The sequence below is a fragment of the Streptomyces sp. Pv4-95 genome (genome assembly GCF_045782725.1).
Taxonomy (GTDB): Bacteria; Actinomycetota; Actinomycetes; order Streptomycetales; family Streptomycetaceae; genus Streptomyces.
Window position 1 is genome coordinate 1,869,127 of record NZ_CP127172.1, and the last position, 15,650, is coordinate 1,884,776.

Here is a 15,650-nt window from a genome sequence, read left to right on the forward strand (position 1 = left end):
GGTCCCCTTCTCGATTCGTGTCTTCATCGTCGCGTGATGGCGGGCGGGGCGCACGGCCGCCGATGAGCCGTGGAGCCCGCACCGCGGAATCTCGGCTTCAACAGACTGTTGAAGCAGTCTTCACTTCGGACCTCACCCCGTCAAGACCCTTCGGCCGGCACCGGCCGGACGGCCGCCACGGGCGCCTCCGCGACCGCGTGCTCCTGCTCCGCCACGCCCCTGACCTGCGAGGTGATGATGTCCTCCGGAACCGGGCCGGCGTCGGCCGCCTCCCGCCCGCGGCGCGAGACCAGGGCGTAGAGCCCGCCGGCCAGCCCCATGCCGAAGATCCACGAGAACGGCGCCACCGCGCCGAAGGCGGGCACCAGGGCGAGCGCCGCGGACACCACGGCGGCCGGCAGGAAGGCGACGACGGCCTTCGGGTTGTAGCCCTTGCGGTAGAAGTACTCGCCTTCCCGGTCGGCCGAGAAGAGCGCGTCCACGTCGATCCGCCCGCGCCGGATCAGGTAGTAGTCGACGAGCAGGATGGCGACCAGCGGACCGAGGAAGGCGCCGAGCGCCCCCAGGAAGTACTGGATCACCAGCGCCGAGGAGTACAGCTTCCACGGCATGACGACGATGGCCAGCACCGCCGTGATCATGCCGCCGCGCTTGAAGTTCAGGTACTTGGGCGCGAGGTTGGCGAAGTCGTAGGCGGGCGAGACGAAGTTGGCGACGACGTTGATGCCGATGGTCGCGATGATGAAGGACAGCGCGCCGATGACCGTCACGACCGGGTTGTCGATCTTCTCGATCACCTTCACCGGGTCGTAGATCGCCTCACCGAAGACCGAGATGGTGCCGGCCGTGACCAGCACGGCGACCACCGCGAAGGCGGTGAAGTTCACCGGCAGCCCGATCAGATTGCCGCGCCGGTAGGACCGGTGGTCGGGGGTGAAGCGCGCGAAGTCGGCGTAGTTGAGGACCAGGGTCAGGAAGGTGGCGACGGTCAGGCTGACCGCGATCAGGCTCTGTTCGAGCTGCGCGGAGCCGCTCAGCCCGGTGAGGCTGCGGGTCAGCGAGATCCCGCCGTCGGCCTCGACGACGAGGTACACCGCGAGCGCCAGCACCACCAGCCAGACCACCGGGCCGGTCGCGAAGTCCTGGACCTTGCGGATGAATTCCATGCCGCGGGTCAGCAGGGCGGCCTGCAGCCCCCACATCACCAGGAAGGCGATCCAGCCGAGGGTGGACAGCCCCAGCACGGAGTTGTGGTTGTAGGCGTCCAGACCGGGCGCGACCTGGAGCGTCAGCAGCACCACCGCGGTCGAGGCGAGCCAGGTCTGGATGCCGTACCAGGCCACGGCCATCACGGCGCGCAGCAGCGCCGGGATGTTGGCGCCGTAGACACCCCAGCTGGCACGCGCCAGCACCGGATAGGGAACGCCGGTGCGGTGGCCCGCGTGGCCCATGCGGTTCATCAGCCAGTAGACGATCGAGATGCCGACGAGCAGCGCGAGGAACACCTCCCAGGCCGGCAGCCCCAGCACGAACAGGCTGGCGGCGAAGGCGTAGTTGCTGATCGCGTGGGTGTCGGACATCCACAGCGCGAAGATGCTGTACGTGCCCCATTTGCGTTCGGGAGCCGGCGCCAGGTCTTCGTTGTAGAGCCGCGGGTCCGGCTTCGGGGGTGTCGTCACAAGTCCTCCCAGGCAGGTGGGGTGGAGCTTCGGTTATCAGATGCCAGTTATCAGATGTCTGATGTCTAACGTGAAAAATCGGTGTGACAGTTTGCGCCCACCACCCGCTCCGACGGAAGGTGCGCGCTCAGCGGCCAGGATCCGATCTCCTTCGGACGCGGCGGCGCGAAGCTGCGGTGGGCACTGGTGGCGAGGCCGAGTCCGACGACCGCCTCCGCGAACTTCACCGCGGCGGCCACGCCGTCCACCACGGGCACTCCGAGTGCCGCGGAGACCTTCTCCTGGAGCCCGGCCATGCCGCCGCAGCCCAGGCAGATCACCTCGGCGCCGGCCGCGACGACCTCGCGCGCGGTCTCGATGATCACCTCGACGGTGCGCGCCTCGTCCTGCTCCAGCTCCAGCACGCCCAGCCCGGTGCCGCGTACGGCGGCGCAGCGCTGCAGCAGCCCCGCGGTCAGCAGCCGGTCCTGGATCTGCGGTACGGCGCGGTCGAGCGTGGTGACGATGCCGTAGGCGTGGCCCAGCATCATCGCCATCTGGGCGGCGCTCTCGGTGATGTCCAGGACCGGGACGTCCAGGAGCTCCTGGGCGCCCTCTCTGCCCGGCTCACCGAATCCGGCCATGACCAGCGCGTCGAAGGGCGTGTCGAGGGTGGCGAGCCGATCCAGGACGGCCGCGGCGCTGAGATAGCCCTCGAAGTGCCCCTCGATCGATTCCGGGCCCCACAGGGGCTCGGTGGCGACGATGTCGGTGCCGGGCGCGGCGGCCGCGGTGGCGGTGGCGCGGATCGAGGCGGTCATGGAAACCGTGGTGTTCGGGTTCATGACGAGAATGCGCATGACGCTCCAGCGATTTGGAGGATTCCACAGAATGGACAGTAGGTTTCGCGCAGCAGAACGTAGCTACGGCCACTGGCACCGTCAAGGGATCGCGACTAACGCATTGCCGCTCCATGACGCCGGGTCGCTGACCGGCGGGAACGAGTGTGCGAGAGACAGTGTGTCCGCGGAAGGGGACCGGTAGGCTGCTCCGGTCGGGCCCGGCGCCCGCAAAGCCCCAGGGCATGACCCAGCCGAGACCGATCCGCCCCGCCCCGAAAGGAACGCGACGTGCCGCCGTCCAGCGCCAGCACCTCCGCCGCCGAAGCCAAGCCCGCAGGCGCCAGCGGCGGCGTCCAGTCCCTCGAGCGCGCCTTCGACCTGCTGGAGCGGATGGCAGACGCAGGCGGCGAGGTCGGCCTGAGCGAGCTCTCCAGCAGCAGCGGGCTCCCGCTCCCCACCATCCACCGCCTGATGCGCACGCTCGTGGCCTGCGGCTACGTCCGCCAGCAGCCCAACCGCCGGTACGCCCTCGGCCCCCGCCTGATCCGGCTGGGCGAGAGCGCGTCGCGACTGCTCGGCACCTGGGCGCGGCCGTTCCTGGCCCGTCTGGTCGAGGAGACCGGCGAGACCGCCAACATGGCACTGCTCGACGGCGACGAGATCGTCTATGTCGCCCAGGTGCCCTCCCGGCACGCGGTGCGGATGTTCACCGAGGTCGGCCGGCGCGTGCTGCCGCACTCCACCGGCGTGGGCAAGGCCCTCCTGGCCAACCACCCGCCGGAGGAGGTCCGCGCGCTCCTCGGCCGTACGGGCATGCCGGCCGCCACCGAGAAGACGATCACCGACCCGGACGCCTTCCTCGCCTCGCTCGCCGATGTCCGCCGGCTCGGCTACGCCGTCGACGACAACGAGCAGGAGATCGGCGTCCGCTGCTTCGCGGTACCGGTGCCCAACTCCCCCACCTCCGCGGCGATCTCCATCTCGGGCCCGACCGGCCGGGTGACGGAGGCATCGACGGACAAGATCGTGCCGGTGCTCCAGGACGTCGCGGCGCAGCTGTCGGTCGCGCTGGCCAACCAGTCGCCGGCCTGATCCGGCTACGGACCCCGAAGCAACGCTCGACCGCAGCGGAGGAACCGAGGGCCGGGAGGCGTACGCCCCCGGCCCTCGGCCTTTCCCGCGCAACCGTTCATCGGCTGCGCGGCAGCTCCCCGAAGCGGTCGATGCCCTCCCGGACGTCGGTCAGCGCGGGCGAGAGGGCGCTGACCGAGCCGACCGCCCCGGCGATCAGCAGCAGCGAACGGCGCAGCCTGGGCACCTCGGGCATCCCATGACTCACCATCGCGTCGAGTGCGGCCAGTTCGTCATCGGCGGCCGCCCTGTCGGGTAATTCCCCTGGGAGTACGGCCAGTTGGCGGCGCAGGCGGGCCACCGCGCCACGCAGCTCCTCGACCCGCGGATCATCCTCGACCCCGGTCACTCGCCTCTGCCTCTGTTCCACAACGACGGCGCTCTCCAAGGACGTTGACCCGTTTCGCAATGCGGGCCAGTTAACGCCACTCTGTGGTGACCGCGCCATACGGAGAGCGAAAAAATCTGATCACCGTCCGGATACGCGCCGTGCCGCACGGTGCCGCCGCCGCGCCCGTTGCGCCGGCCGGTCCGTGCGGCGGCACCACACGGACGATCCCCGCCCGGCCGGCGCACCGGTCGTGACGGGGATCGTGAGCAGCGGCGGACCGCGCCTGCGGGCGCGGTCGGGCCGGGCGGGTCAGGAGTTCTCTTCGGGCTCCACCGCGTTGCGCCACACCCGCACATCGACGGTCATGTACTTGCTCGGCGACGACTCGGGCGCGTAGCCCCTGAAGGTGATCAGCGCGACGTGGCCGTAGCTGGTGGTCAGGCACATCTGCGAGCCCTTGCTCAGGCGCTTGGTCAGGATCGTCTCGGTGAACCGGGTGTCGCTGCGGCAGGTGTCCAGCGTGCCCTGCTGGCCCGCGTCGAGCAGCACCAGCTTGCCGGTCTGGGTTTCCACCTGGTCGTCGGAGTAGTTGTTGTCCTGGTACGCGAAGTCGACGTCCGAGGAGTTGTCCGCGTTGCTGGGCTTGACCGGCTCCTCGGCCACCGACAGGTGGTACTCGTCGGGGAGGTTGATGCCCTTGAAGTCGACCGGCTCCGGATCCTGCTTCGGGGCCTGGGCGTTGTCGCCCGTGTCGGCTCCGGTCGCACCCGTGGCGCCATCGCTGGGCGACGGGGCGGTGTCGGCGTTCTTCGTCTTGTCGTCGGCCTGGGAGTTCTTCTTGGTGTCGTCGCCCTTCATGACGTAGTAGACGGCGCCGCCGCCCGCGCCCGCGAACACCAGCAGACAGACCAGCACCAGGGCGGTCACCAGGCCCTTGCGCTTCTTCTTCGGGGGCTGCGGGGCCGGCATGGCCGTGATCGGGCCGGTGGCGCCCGGTCCGCCGGACATCGGCGGGACCGGCGCCGTGCCGGTGGCGGTCGGCGCGTACGCGGCCGGGCCGTAGCCGGGCGGCGGGGTCTGCGGCTGGTTCAGCGCCGTCGGCACCTGCTGGACCGGCGGCGGGGTGGGCGGCTGCGCGGGCTGCGTGGGCGGCTGCGGGACGGCGGCCTGGGAGGCCGGCGCCTGCAGCGGTGGCGGCGGGGTCTGCACCGGCGCGGGGGCGGCGGTACGCGTGGTGATGTCCGCGGCGACCGCGGTGGGCAGCCACTCCTCGGGGCGGCGCAGCTGCGTCTGGCCTGATGCCTCGCCGCACAGGGCGATCACCTCGGCGACGGACGGGCGCTCCGAGGGGTCCTTGGCCAGGCAGCGGGAGACCAAGTCCCGCAGCTCGTCGGGGAGTCCGGTCAGGTCCGGCTCCTCGTGGACGATGCGGTAGAGCACGCCGTGCGAGGTTCCCTCACCGAAGGCGGGGGTGCCGATGGCCGCGTAGGCCGCGACCTGACCGAGCGCGAAGATGTCGGTGGCCGGGGTGATGGTGCTGCCCGCGGCCTGCTCGGGGGCCATGAAGGTGGGAGTGCCGACCGTGACGCCGCTGCTGGTGAGCGAGGTGGCGTCGGCGGCGCGCGCGATACCGAAGTCGATGACCCGCGGACCGTCCGCGGCCAGCAGGACGTTGGACGGCTTCAGGTCGCGGTGCACGATGCCCGCGCCATGGATCACCTGAAGGGCCTCGGCGATACCGGCCACCAGCAGCAGCACGGTGGAGACCGGCAGCCGGCCGTGTTCGGCGACCGCGGCGGAGAGCGACGGTCCGGGGACGTAGGCGGTGGCGAGCCAGGGGCTGGGGCCCTCGGCGTCGCTGTCGATGACCGGGGCCGTGAACAGGCCCTGGACGCGCTGCGCGGACTGCACTTCCTGCTTGAAGCGGCGACGGAACTCCGCGTCCTCGCTGAACTCGGGGCGGATCACCTTGATGGCGACCGGCCGCCCACCGGGCGTGTAGGAGAGATAGACCTTGCCCATGCCGCCGGCGCCGAGCTTCGCCGAGAGGCGGTAGCCCGCGATCACCCGCGGGTCGTCACCTTCCAGCGGCTGGAAGATTCCGGACGGGCCCACACTGTTCACCACGACGTCCCCCGACTGAGAAATGGGCCCGTCGTCGACACGACGGCCTCGATATCCGCAACGGGTCAGCACTTTATCCGGACCGGCGGGGCGTGGTGACATCCGTGCCCGTCGAAGTTTGCGCCTTGCCCGAAGAGCGAGGTTTCGATCTCGCTTCGAGCGCGCCCTTCGCGCGTTGCCCACAGCAGGGCTGATTATGCGTCAGACATGCGTTCCCCCCGACACCCGTTGGTGTGGGCGTGCGCGATCCGATGCGTAGCGCGGAAGGGGATGGAGCATTCTCCCTTCCGGGGAAATGTCCGGCATATCACTGGATCGGAGACTGTCATGGAGTCCAACAACGGCCCCGAACCCGGCCCGGACCATCGCCGCGTCAGCGTCGTGCAGCTCATCTGCCGGGCGTACGGCCTGTCCGACGCGTCCGAAATCACCGTCGAGCACATATACCGCTACGTCAACGAGCGCCGTCGGGAGGAAGAGAAGGCGCACCACGTCCGCGACCGGCTGCGCCCGAGAATCCCCCGCCCGCGGGCGGCCGCGGACGACGCGGCGTGACGCCCTGATGCGGCGGACCGCGCGCCGCGCCGCGGGCCGCCGTGCGGTAAGCAGTTCCCATGGCACCCACAACACCGGCCGCACAGCCGGGAATCACGACAAGGGAAGCGGGGGGCGCCCGGCCGCCCCGGGGGAAGGTGGCCGGGCTGCTGCTCGCCGCGGGCGGCGGGCGGCGGCTGGGCGGGCGGCCCAAGGCACTGCTCGACCACCGGGGGCGACCGCTGGTCGAGCACGCCGCACGCGTCCTGCGGGAGGGCGGCTGCGGCCCGGTGCACATCGTGCTGGGCGCGGCCGCGGACACGGTGCGCGAGGTCGCCGATCTCACGGCGTACGACACCTCCGACAACCCCGACTGGGCGCAGGGCATGGGGTCCTCACTGCGGGTGGGACTGACGGCACTGGCCGGGTCGGGGGCGGATGCGGTGGTGGTGTCCCTGGTGGACCAACCGGGCATCGGCGCCGCTGCGGTGGCACGGGTGGTGGCCGCGTACGACGGCGCCGACGCACTGGCGGCCGCGGCGTACGAGGGGCGGCGGGGCCATCCCGTCCTCTTCGGGTCGGCGCGGTGGGCGGACATCGCGGCGAGCGCGGAGGGTGACCGGGGGGCGCGGGACTACCTCCGGCGGCACACGGAGGCGATCCGGCTCGTCGAGTGCGCGGATGTGGCCGAGGCGTACGACATCGACACCCCGGAGGATCTGCACCGGCTGGAGGGGCCGAGTGGCCGGGATTCGGGTAATCGAGAGTGACCGCGATGGCACCCAGAGCCATTTGATCATGACTTCTGTCGACTCGGAGAATCTCGATGTCAACAAACCATTGAAGTTCCGCGATAAGGAAACTACTCTCCACTGGTCAGAAGCGCCCTGAATCCAAACGGCGCCCGCGACCGTATCTCGGAGCCCGCGGCACCCCGTGCCGCTCGGGCGCCCCGGCGGCCGCCAGGCACCGCCGCTGAATGGAGTGACAGCTCATGTCCGCACCAGCGCCGTCCCCGCTGGCCATCGTCGAAGTCGACCCCGACAACACCCCTGCACGGCAGGGCGAGGTCCTCACCGACGCCGCACTCGCCTTCGTGGCCGAGCTCCACCGGCGGTTCACCCCCCGCCGCGAGGAGCTGCTCGCCCGCCGCGCCGAGCGCCGGGCGGAGATCGCCAGGACCAGCACGCTGGACTTCCTCCCGGAGACCGCGCAGATCCGCGCGGACGACAGCTGGCGGGTCGCCGGCGCGCCCGCCGCGCTCGACGACCGCCGGGTGGAGATCACCGGCCCCACCGACCGCAAGATGACGATCAACGCGCTCAACTCGGGCGCCAAGGTCTGGCTCGCCGACTTCGAGGACGCCTCCGCTCCCACCTGGGAGAACGTCGTCACCGGGCAGCTCAACCTGATCGACGCCTACGAGCGCCGGATCGACTTCACCGACCCGCGCTCCGGCAAGTCCTACGCGCTCAAGCCCGCCGAGGAGCTCGCCACCGTCGTGATGCGGCCGCGCGGCTGGCACCTCGACGAGCGCCACCTGCAGTTCGAGGGCCAGGTGGTCCCCGGCGCGCTGGTCGACTTCGGCCTGTACTTCTTCCACAACGCCCAGCGTCTGCTGGATCTCGGCAAGGGCCCGTACTTCTACCTGCCGAAGACCGAGTCGCACCTGGAGGCCCGCCTCTGGAACGAGATCTTCGTCTTCGCCCAGGACTACGTCGGCATCCCGCAGGGCACGGTGCGCGCCACCGTCCTGATCGAGACCATCACCGCCGCGTACGAGATGGAGGAGATCCTCTACGAGCTGCGCGACCACGCGTCCGGGCTCAACGCGGGCCGCTGGGACTACCTCTTCTCCATCGTCAAGAACTTCCGTGACGGCGGCGCCAAGTTCGTCCTGCCGGACCGCAACGCGGTGACGATGACCGCCCCGTTCATGCGGGCGTACACCGAACTCCTCGTCCGCACCTGCCACAAGCGCGGCGCGCACGCGATCGGTGGCATGGCCGCCTTCATCCCCAACCGCAGGGACCCCGCCGCCAACGAGCAGGCCCTGGCCAAGGTGAAGAACGACAAGGACCGGGAGGCCGGCGACGGCTTCGACGGCTCCTGGGTCGCCCACCCCGACCTGGTGCCCATCGCCCGCGCCTCCTTCGACGCCGTCCTCGGCGACAAGCCGAACCAGAAGGACCGGCTGCGCGAGGACGTCGACGTCAAGGCCGCGGACCTGATCGCGATCGACTCGCTGGACGCCAAGCCCACCTACCAGGGCCTCGTCGACGCCGTGCAGGTCGGCACCCGCTACATCGAGGCATGGCTGCGCGGCCTGGGCGCCGTCGCCATCTTCGGCCTGATGGAGGACGCCGCCACCGCGGAGATCTCCCGCTCGCAGATCTGGCAGTGGGTGGACGCGGGCGTCGTCTTCGAGAACGGCGAGAAGGCGACCGCGGACCTGGTGCGCACCGTCGCATCCAAGGCCCTGGCCGACATCCGCGCCGAGGTCGGCGAGGACGCGTTCACCGCCGGCAAGTGGCAGCAGGCGCACGACCTGCTGCTCCAGGTGTCCCTCGACGCGGACTACGCGGACTTCCTGACGCTGCCCGCGTACGAGCTGCTCGGCTGATGCGCGCCGGGTCCGGCGGAAGCCGGATCCGGCACGCCGAAAGGCCCCGGCCCGCACCGGCCGGGGCCTTTCCGGCGCGCGGTTTCATGAGAGGCTGAGGTCTCGGGCTCCATTCCTGCTCACCCTTGTTGAGGCATGATGCGCGTCACCATTGCCGGCGTTTTCTTCTATCTCCAGGCGAGTGAGGTGGAGCAGAAGATGAGCACGGTCGAACCGGAGCCGATCGACGGGGACTCCGTCGTGGTCGGCACCACCGCCTACCCCGTCAAGCAGGTCGGCCGCATCGTCACCGGCCAGGACCCGCGGGACTTCAGCACGGGTGAGATCGTCCGGGCGCTGCGGCAGCTCGGCTTCACCTGCAAGCCCCGCCCGGCCGCTCCGGAGCCGACGCCCTTCCTGTGACCGGACGGGCACGCTCGCCCGCCCCGGCCACGCCCCGCTCTCCGGGCCCGACGACGGCGCTCGCACCCGCGCGCCGGCCACCGTGCAACCGCGCGGTCAGCCGATCACCGCGCCCAGCGCCACGAAGCCGCAGATGAGAGCGAAGAGGACGGCCAGCAGTGGCCAGACGAAGCGCAGGTACTTGTCGTAGCCGACCTTCGCCAGGGAGATGCCTCCCATGACGACGGCGGTGGTGGGGACCCACAGGTTCATCCAGCCGCTGGCGGCCCCCCAGGCCGTCACCACCACCGCCCGGGACACCCCCGCGAAGTCGGCGAGCGGCGCGAGGATCGGCATCGCGAGCGTGGCGTGGCCCGAAGAGGACGGAATCAGGAACGCCAGCGGCAGATTCACCACGAACACCATGATTCCGAAGAGCGCCGACGGGGTGCCGGAAACCGCGCCCTCCATCGAGTGCAGCACGGTGTCGGTGATCTTCGAGTTGTTCATGATGACGGTGATCCCGCGGGCGAGGACGATCACCAGCGCGGGCGCCATGAAGTCCGCCGCGCCCTGGACGAAGGTGGCGCTGAGCCGCTGCTCGCCCATCCGCGCGAGCAGCCCGACCAGCACCGCGGCCACCACGAAGAGGGCCGCCAACTGCGGGAACGACCAGCCGAGTTCGAAGCCGTACGGCGTGGCGTCGGCGTCACCGGTGAGCGCGCCCGCCCACGGGATCACCGAGAAGATCATGAAGGCGAAGACCAGCGCCACCGTCACCAGGATGGTGATGTGCAGTCCGGTCAGCGCGGGCGGCTCCTCGGCCCGCACCGCCGTCCGCGCCTGCCCGCGGTCCCCGGGCAGGAATCCGCACAGGGAGCGGCCCGGGTCGGCGCGCACCCGGCGCGCGTAGCGGACGACGTACGCGATGGTCACCGCGGTTAGCACGACCCACATCGCGAAGCGCAGCGCGATGCCGTCGCCCAGGGAGATCTCCGCGGCCGAGGAGGCGACGCCGGTGGCGAACGGGTTGACGGTGGAGCACAGCACGCCGACGCCCGCACCGAGAATGATGGTGCCGGTGGCGACCAGCCGGTCGAAGCCGAGCGCGAGCATCAGCGGCACGATCAGTCCGTAGAAGCCCAGTGTCTCCTCGGCGAAGCCCTCGACGGTGCCCAGCAACGAGAAGAGCGCCATCACTCCGATGATCAGCAGCGGACCGCGGTCGCGCAGGCGGTGGGCGAGGCGGCCGATCCCCCGGTCGAGGGCGCCGGTGGCGAACACCACGGTGATGAAGGCGCCGATGGCCAGAACGAAGAGGAACACCCCTGCGCTGCCGTACAGTTCACCGGTCAGATCGGGGCCGACCCGCCCGGTGCGTTCGTCCTTGATGCCGTACAGACCGTTGACCGGCGCGAGGAAGAGGTCGTCGAGCCGGTCGAGGAAGGTCTGGCCGGAGGGCTCACGGTGGTAGGTGCCCTGGACGGGACTGCCGTCGCCGTCCCGCTCGTAGGTGCCCGTGGGGATGACGAAGGCCAGGATCCAGACGGCGAGGGTGACGGCGGCCAGCACGGTGAGCGCACTGGGGAAGGTGAACCGCCGCTTGCCGGACGGCTCTTGGGCGGGCGGTGCGGGCGGACCGCCGGCGGGCGGCACGGGGCCGTGCGTCCGCGGCTCCGTCATGCGGCTCCTCCGGGGCGGTACGCCGCGGCGTACTCCGCCAGGAAGGCCGCCTCGGCGAGCAGCGCGCCGCGCAGCTCGGACAGCAGCACGCGTTCGTCGGGGCCGTGCAGGTTGCACCGGTTGTCCTCGGCGCCGAACAGCAGGATCTCGGCGTCGGGCACCGCCGCGGCAAGGCCGTTGACCAGCGGGATGGAGCCGCCACTCGCGGAGTGCACGGGGTCGGCGCCCCAGGCGCGACGCAGCGCGGTGCGGGCGGCACGGTAGGCGGGGCCGGTGGTGGCCGCCTCGTAGCCGGGGCCCGCCTCGCCCGGGGTCACGGTGAGCGGGATGCCGAAGGGCCGCAGCCGTCGCAGGTGGCCGGCGAGGGCGTCGAGCGCCTCCTTGGGGTCCTGCCGGGGGTGCACGCGCAGGTTGAGCTTGGCGCGGGCGTAGGGGACGACTGCTGAGGCGGCGTCCGCGACGGGCGGCGCGTCCAGGCCGATGACCGTGATCGCCGGGCCGGACCACAGGCGTTCGCCGAGGCTGCCGGTGCCGATGAGCGGCGTTGCGTGCGGGACGCCGGCCAGCTCGCGGAACTCGTCGTCGGTCAGGGTGGCGCCGGTCCACGGCTCGCGGCGCAGGCCCTCGACGGCCACATCGCCGTGGACGTCGTGGAGGGTTCCGAGGGCCTTGAGGAGGACGAGCAGCGCGTCGGGGGCGGGGCCGCCGTACTGGCCGCTGTGCACGGCGGCGGGCAGGGTACGGACCTCGACGAGCAGTTCGGCGGCGCCGCGCAGCGCGGTGGTGAGGGTGGGGGTGCCGGGGCGGATGTTGCCCGTGTCGGCGATGACCATGGCGTCGCAGGCGAACAGGTCGGGGTCGGTGGGCGGGTAGTGGTCGAAGGCGCTGCCGTACTCCTCCTGGCCCTCGAAGATGATGTTGATGCCGACCGGGGGCCGTCCGCCGTACGCCCGCAGGGTGCCGATGTGGACCATCAGGTTGGCCTTGTCGTCCGCGATGCCGCGGGCGCGGATGCCGCCCTCGAAGTCGGTGGGCTCGAAGGGCGGCGAGGTCCAGTGCCGCTCGTCGCCGGGCGGCTGCACGTCGTAGTGCCCGTACAGCAGGACGGTCGGCGCGTCCGGGGTCGGCGGCGGGATGCCGGCGGTGATGACCGGCGCGGTGCCGGGGAGGTTCAGCTCGCCGATGTCCGCCACGCCCGCGTCCCGGAGCAGGGCGACGAGCAGGTCGCGAGCCTGGAGGACGGGCTCGGGCGAGAAGCCGGGAAAGGCGATCGAGGGGATGGCCGCGAGCCGCTTGAGGTCGGCGCACACCCCGTCCATGAGCGCGTCGACGGTGGTCTCCAGTGCGGCGGCGGCCTTGCGGGCGTGACCGCCGGGGCCATGGGCTTCCTGGTTCACCGCGGAACCCCTCTCCGTGGCGCCGCCGACGGGCGCACCTTGACACTCTTTCAGGGCCAATGCAGCATAACGGTCATATCCCCCCTTGCCGCGTCGCCGGACGGACCGCCGCGAACGGGGTGCATCGCAAGGGTTCATACCGCCGGCATCCCCGGGGCGAGGCGGCACGCATCCCGGGCGGCGGGCGACGGAGTATCAACGCGCCTGCTACCGCCAAGGCTTCAGGGGGATGACCGATGCGCTGTGCTGCGGCGTCCGCAGGGGCCGGGCGGCCCCTCGCCGTCGATGCACGCGGAGGCCCGCCGCACCCCCGCTACTATGTTTGTAGTAGTCGGACGGGATCGAGCGCGGCAAAGGAGCGGACGGCGTGGCACGACGGCGGGAGCAGGTGCTGGACGCGGCCGTTGACGTACTGGGGGCCGAGGGCTCCCGGCGGCTGACGTACCAGGCCGTGGACAGCGCGGCGCGCGTCCCCACCGGCACCACATCCAACTACTTCCGCAACCGCACCGCCCTGATCGACGGCATCGTCGACCACCTCCAGGCCCTGGAGCGGCGCGAGTGGGAGTCCTTCGCGGCGGGCGTCGATCCGGCCGACCTCGGTGAGCTGGCCGAGGCGATGGCCGCGTTCGCCCGGCACACCACCGGCCCGGGACGCGCCCGGACCGCCGCGCGCTTCGCGCTCTTCCTGGAGTCGTCGGCCCGCCCGGAACTGCGGGCGCCCCTCGCCCGGGGGCGGGAGACGGTGCTGGCCTGGAGTGCGGCGTGGGTGCGCCGCTTCGGCTCGTCCGACCCGGAGCGGCACGGCCGGATCCTGCTGGACCACCTCGATGGCGTCGTACTGCACCAATTGGCGTTCCCTGACGAGGATTTCGACCCAGCTCCCGACATCCGGCAGCTGCTGACCGGGCTGCTGGGCTGAATCGCCCCTGGGCGGCACCGTGCGGGGATCGCCCCGTTCGGCCCGTCGGGCGTACCCGGCCGGCCGGTGCTCCGGCCCCGCCTGCGACGCGACCGGCGATCCGCTCGCCGCACCTCACCCCGTGTGGTGAAGTGGCGCCGATGACGACTCATGACAGCGACAGACGGGCGGCCGCCTACCGCGCCGCGTACGACGAGCAGCTGCGCGCCCGCGGTTTCGCGCCGGGCCGGCAGGGATCCGCACGCGTCGGGCCGGTTCTGCGCAAGGCCCATCCGGGGCAGGGCGGTCTGATCCTCTATCGCGATCTGGACGGCCTGGACGGCGCCGAGCTGGACGCCTTCATCGCGGCCCAGCGCGATCACTTCGCGGCACTGGGGCAGCCGGTCGAGTGGAAGTACCACGGCCATGACCTGCCCGCCGATCTGCCGCAGCGACTGGTGGCCGCCGGCTTCTCCCCCGGCGAGCCGGAGACGGTGCTCATCGGCGAGGCGGCGGAGGTCGCGTCCGAGCCCCGGCTCCCGGAGGGCGTACGACTGCGCGAGGTCACCACCCGGGCCGACTTCGACCGCATCCGGGTACTCGCGGAAGAGGTCTGGGGCGACGACTGGAGCTGGCTGCCGCCGGCGCTCCAGGAGTGGGTGTCGGGCGCCGGCGACCCCTGCACGGTCCTGGTCGCCGAGTCGTTGGCCGGCGAGGTGGTGAGCGCGGCCTGGATCCGCTTCCACACCGGCACCGACTTCGCCTCGCTGTGCGGCGGTTCCACCCTCCCCAACTGGCGCGGCCACGGCGTCTACCGGGCCCTCGTCGGCGCGCGGGCGGCGCTCGCCGCGCGGCGGGGCTTTCGCTACGTCCAGGTCGACGCGCTGGAGACAAGCCGCCCGATCCTCGTCCGGCTCGGACTGGTCGCGGCAGCCACGACCACGCCGTACGTCTGGCGGCCCGGCAGCGGGAGCTGACTTCACACCCCGCCGCACACGCCCAACAGCGCGCGGGACGGACGGACTTGGCGACGCTTGACGGGTATACGTCCCTCACCAAGTCTGGTAGGAAAGCTTCCTAACGATTGGTGACCCCCCACGACCCCACTCCGAACCGGAGGACTCCATGCGCATCCGATCGATAGCCGGAGCCATGCCCAGGACCGCCGTCCGTGTCTCCCTCGGCCTCGCCCTGCTCGCCGTACCGGCAACCGCCGTCGCCGCCTCGGCGATCCCGGCCGACAAGGCACCTGCCGGGGCACACTCCGCACCGCACCACGCGCGCGCCGCGGCCGGCCTCGACGACCCGGCGAAGAAGGAGATCGCCATGCAGCTGGTCTCCAGCGCGGAGAACTCCTCGCTGGACTGGAAGGCCCAGTACAAGTACATCGAGGACATCGGCGACGGCCGCGGCTACACCGGCGGCATCATCGGGTTCTGCTCCGGCACCCACGACATGCTGGAACTCGTCGAGCTCTACACCCAGCGCAAGCCGGGCAACGTCCTGGCCAAGTACCTCCCCGCACTGCGCGAGGTGGACGGCAGCGACTCGCACGAGGGCCTGGATCCCGGCTACACCGCGGACTGGAAGAAGGCCGCCGCCGACCCCGCGTTCCAAAAGGCGCAGAACGACGAGCGCGACCGGGTCTACTTCAACCCCGCGGTCAAGCAGGGCAAGGCCGACGGGGTAGGAGTGCTCGGCCAGTTCGCCTACTACGACGCGATCGTGATGCACGGCGACGGCGACGACAGCACCAGCTTCTCCAGCATCCGCGAGCGCGCCCTGGCCGAGGCGAAGCCGCCGGCCCAGGGCGGCGACGAGAAGACGTACCTGAACGCCTTCCTCGACGCCCGCGTCTGGGCGATGAAGCAGGAGGAGGCGCACAGCGACACCAGCCGCGTCGACACCGCGCAGCGGGTGTTCCTCGACAAGGGCAACCTCCCGCTGGACACGCCGCTCGACTGGAAGGTCTACGGCGACAGCTACCACATCGGCTGACGCCGCCTGCGGGGCCGCACCACGAGCGTCCCCGCACACAGGTCAAC

14 protein-coding genes are annotated in these 15,650 nt (G+C 71.4%); 8 read left to right on the forward strand and 6 right to left on the reverse strand.

Annotated features, from left to right (window positions below; genetic code table 11):
• Positions 1 to 140 precede the first annotated feature (140 nt).
• Both QOM21_RS08435 and QOM21_RS08440 read right to left on the reverse strand, forming a co-directional pair.
• On the reverse strand, positions 141 to 1,679 hold the full coding sequence (locus QOM21_RS08435) for an NCS1 family nucleobase:cation symporter-1 (protein WP_407549128.1): 1,539 nt from the start codon (positions 1,677 to 1,679) through the stop codon (positions 141 to 143).
• A gap of 65 nt (positions 1,680 to 1,744) precedes the next feature.
• A complete protein-coding gene (locus QOM21_RS08440) occupies positions 1,745 to 2,518 on the reverse strand; it encodes an aspartate/glutamate racemase family protein (protein ID WP_407549129.1) in 774 nt (257 codons plus the stop codon).
• 270 nt (positions 2,519 to 2,788) lie between these two features.
• Here QOM21_RS08440 and QOM21_RS08445 point away from each other — a divergent pair, with 270 nt between their 5' ends.
• The gene (locus tag QOM21_RS08445; RefSeq protein WP_393897525.1) at positions 2,789 to 3,592 is read left to right on the forward strand and encodes an IclR family transcriptional regulator; all 804 of its coding nucleotides are present in this window, start codon (positions 2,789 to 2,791) and stop codon (positions 3,590 to 3,592) included.
• A gap of 97 nt (positions 3,593 to 3,689) precedes the next feature.
• Here the strand turns inward: QOM21_RS08445 and QOM21_RS08450 are convergent, their stop codons facing one another.
• The gene (locus QOM21_RS08450; protein WP_407549130.1) at positions 3,690 to 3,980 is read right to left on the reverse strand and encodes a DUF5955 family protein; all 291 of its coding nucleotides are present in this window, start codon (positions 3,978 to 3,980) and stop codon (positions 3,690 to 3,692) included.
• Positions 3,981 to 4,271: 291 nt separating this feature from the next.
• Positions 4,272 to 6,089, reverse strand: coding sequence for a serine/threonine protein kinase (locus QOM21_RS08455; RefSeq protein WP_407549131.1), 1,818 nt, complete (start codon positions 6,087 to 6,089; stop codon positions 4,272 to 4,274).
• 324 nt (positions 6,090 to 6,413) lie between these two features.
• On the opposite strand from QOM21_RS08455, the gene QOM21_RS08460 reads away from it, so the two are divergent.
• From QOM21_RS08460 to QOM21_RS08475, 4 genes are all read left to right on the forward strand, one after another.
• Positions 6,414 to 6,641: a hypothetical protein gene (locus QOM21_RS08460; RefSeq protein WP_407549132.1), complete on the forward strand. Its 228-nt coding sequence runs from the start codon at positions 6,414 to 6,416 to the stop codon at positions 6,639 to 6,641.
• A gap of 137 nt (positions 6,642 to 6,778) precedes the next feature.
• A complete protein-coding gene (locus tag QOM21_RS08465; RefSeq protein WP_407555611.1) occupies positions 6,779 to 7,390 on the forward strand; it encodes an NTP transferase domain-containing protein in 612 nt (203 codons plus the stop codon).
• Between the two features lie 224 nt (positions 7,391 to 7,614).
• The gene (gene aceB, locus QOM21_RS08470; RefSeq protein ID WP_407549133.1) at positions 7,615 to 9,243 is read left to right on the forward strand and encodes a malate synthase A; all 1,629 of its coding nucleotides are present in this window, start codon (positions 7,615 to 7,617) and stop codon (positions 9,241 to 9,243) included.
• Positions 9,244 to 9,378: 135 nt separating this feature from the next.
• Positions 9,379 to 9,645 carry an SCO5918 family protein gene (locus QOM21_RS08475; protein WP_407549134.1) on the forward strand — a complete coding sequence of 89 codons (267 nt, stop codon included), beginning with the start codon at positions 9,379 to 9,381 and terminating at the stop codon, positions 9,643 to 9,645.
• 96 nt (positions 9,646 to 9,741) lie between these two features.
• On the opposite strand, the gene QOM21_RS08480 is transcribed toward QOM21_RS08475, so the two are convergent.
• A complete protein-coding gene (locus QOM21_RS08480) occupies positions 9,742 to 11,307 on the reverse strand; it encodes a YfcC family protein (RefSeq protein WP_407549135.1) in 1,566 nt (521 codons plus the stop codon).
• Positions 11,304 to 12,704: a M20/M25/M40 family metallo-hydrolase gene (locus QOM21_RS08485; RefSeq protein ID WP_407549136.1), complete on the reverse strand. Its 1,401-nt coding sequence runs from the start codon at positions 12,702 to 12,704 to the stop codon at positions 11,304 to 11,306. Before QOM21_RS08485 ends, QOM21_RS08480 begins: the two co-directional genes overlap by 4 nt.
• Before the next feature lie 367 nt (positions 12,705 to 13,071).
• Between QOM21_RS08485 and QOM21_RS08490 the strand changes: the two genes are divergently transcribed.
• The 3 genes from QOM21_RS08490 (at position 13,072) to QOM21_RS08500 (ending at position 15,603) form a co-directional block, all read left to right on the forward strand.
• Complete coding sequence (locus QOM21_RS08490; RefSeq protein ID WP_407549137.1) at positions 13,072 to 13,626, forward strand: TetR/AcrR family transcriptional regulator; 555 nt, start codon at positions 13,072 to 13,074, stop codon at positions 13,624 to 13,626.
• Positions 13,627 to 13,766: 140 nt separating this feature from the next.
• Complete coding sequence (locus tag QOM21_RS08495) at positions 13,767 to 14,582, forward strand: GNAT family N-acetyltransferase (RefSeq protein WP_407549138.1); 816 nt, start codon at positions 13,767 to 13,769, stop codon at positions 14,580 to 14,582.
• A gap of 148 nt (positions 14,583 to 14,730) precedes the next feature.
• Positions 14,731 to 15,603, forward strand: a complete 873-nt coding sequence (locus QOM21_RS08500) for a chitosanase (RefSeq protein WP_407549139.1) — start codon at positions 14,731 to 14,733, stop codon at positions 15,601 to 15,603.
• The last annotated feature ends 47 nt before the right edge of the window (positions 15,604 to 15,650 follow it).

Bases quoted from the DNA above. Each gene is read 5' to 3' on its own strand.
- QOM21_RS08475 (WP_407549134.1), top strand. From the start codon at position 9,379: ATGATGCGCGTCACCATTGCCGGCGTTTTCTTCTATCTCCAGGCGAGT.
- aceB (WP_407549133.1), top strand. From the start codon at position 7,615: ATGTCCGCACCAGCGCCGTCCCCGCTGGCCATCGTCGAAGTCGACCCC.
- QOM21_RS08460 (WP_407549132.1), top strand. From the start codon at position 6,414: ATGGAGTCCAACAACGGCCCCGAACCCGGCCCGGACCATCGCCGCGTC.
- QOM21_RS08440 (WP_407549129.1), bottom strand. From the start codon at position 2,518: ATGCGCATTCTCGTCATGAACCCGAACACCACGGTTTCCATGACCGCC.
- QOM21_RS08500 (WP_407549139.1), top strand. From the start codon at position 14,731: ATGCGCATCCGATCGATAGCCGGAGCCATGCCCAGGACCGCCGTCCGT.
- QOM21_RS08495 (WP_407549138.1), top strand. From the start codon at position 13,767: ATGACGACTCATGACAGCGACAGACGGGCGGCCGCCTACCGCGCCGCG.
- QOM21_RS08480 (WP_407549135.1), bottom strand. From the start codon at position 11,307: ATGACGGAGCCGCGGACGCACGGCCCCGTGCCGCCCGCCGGCGGTCCG.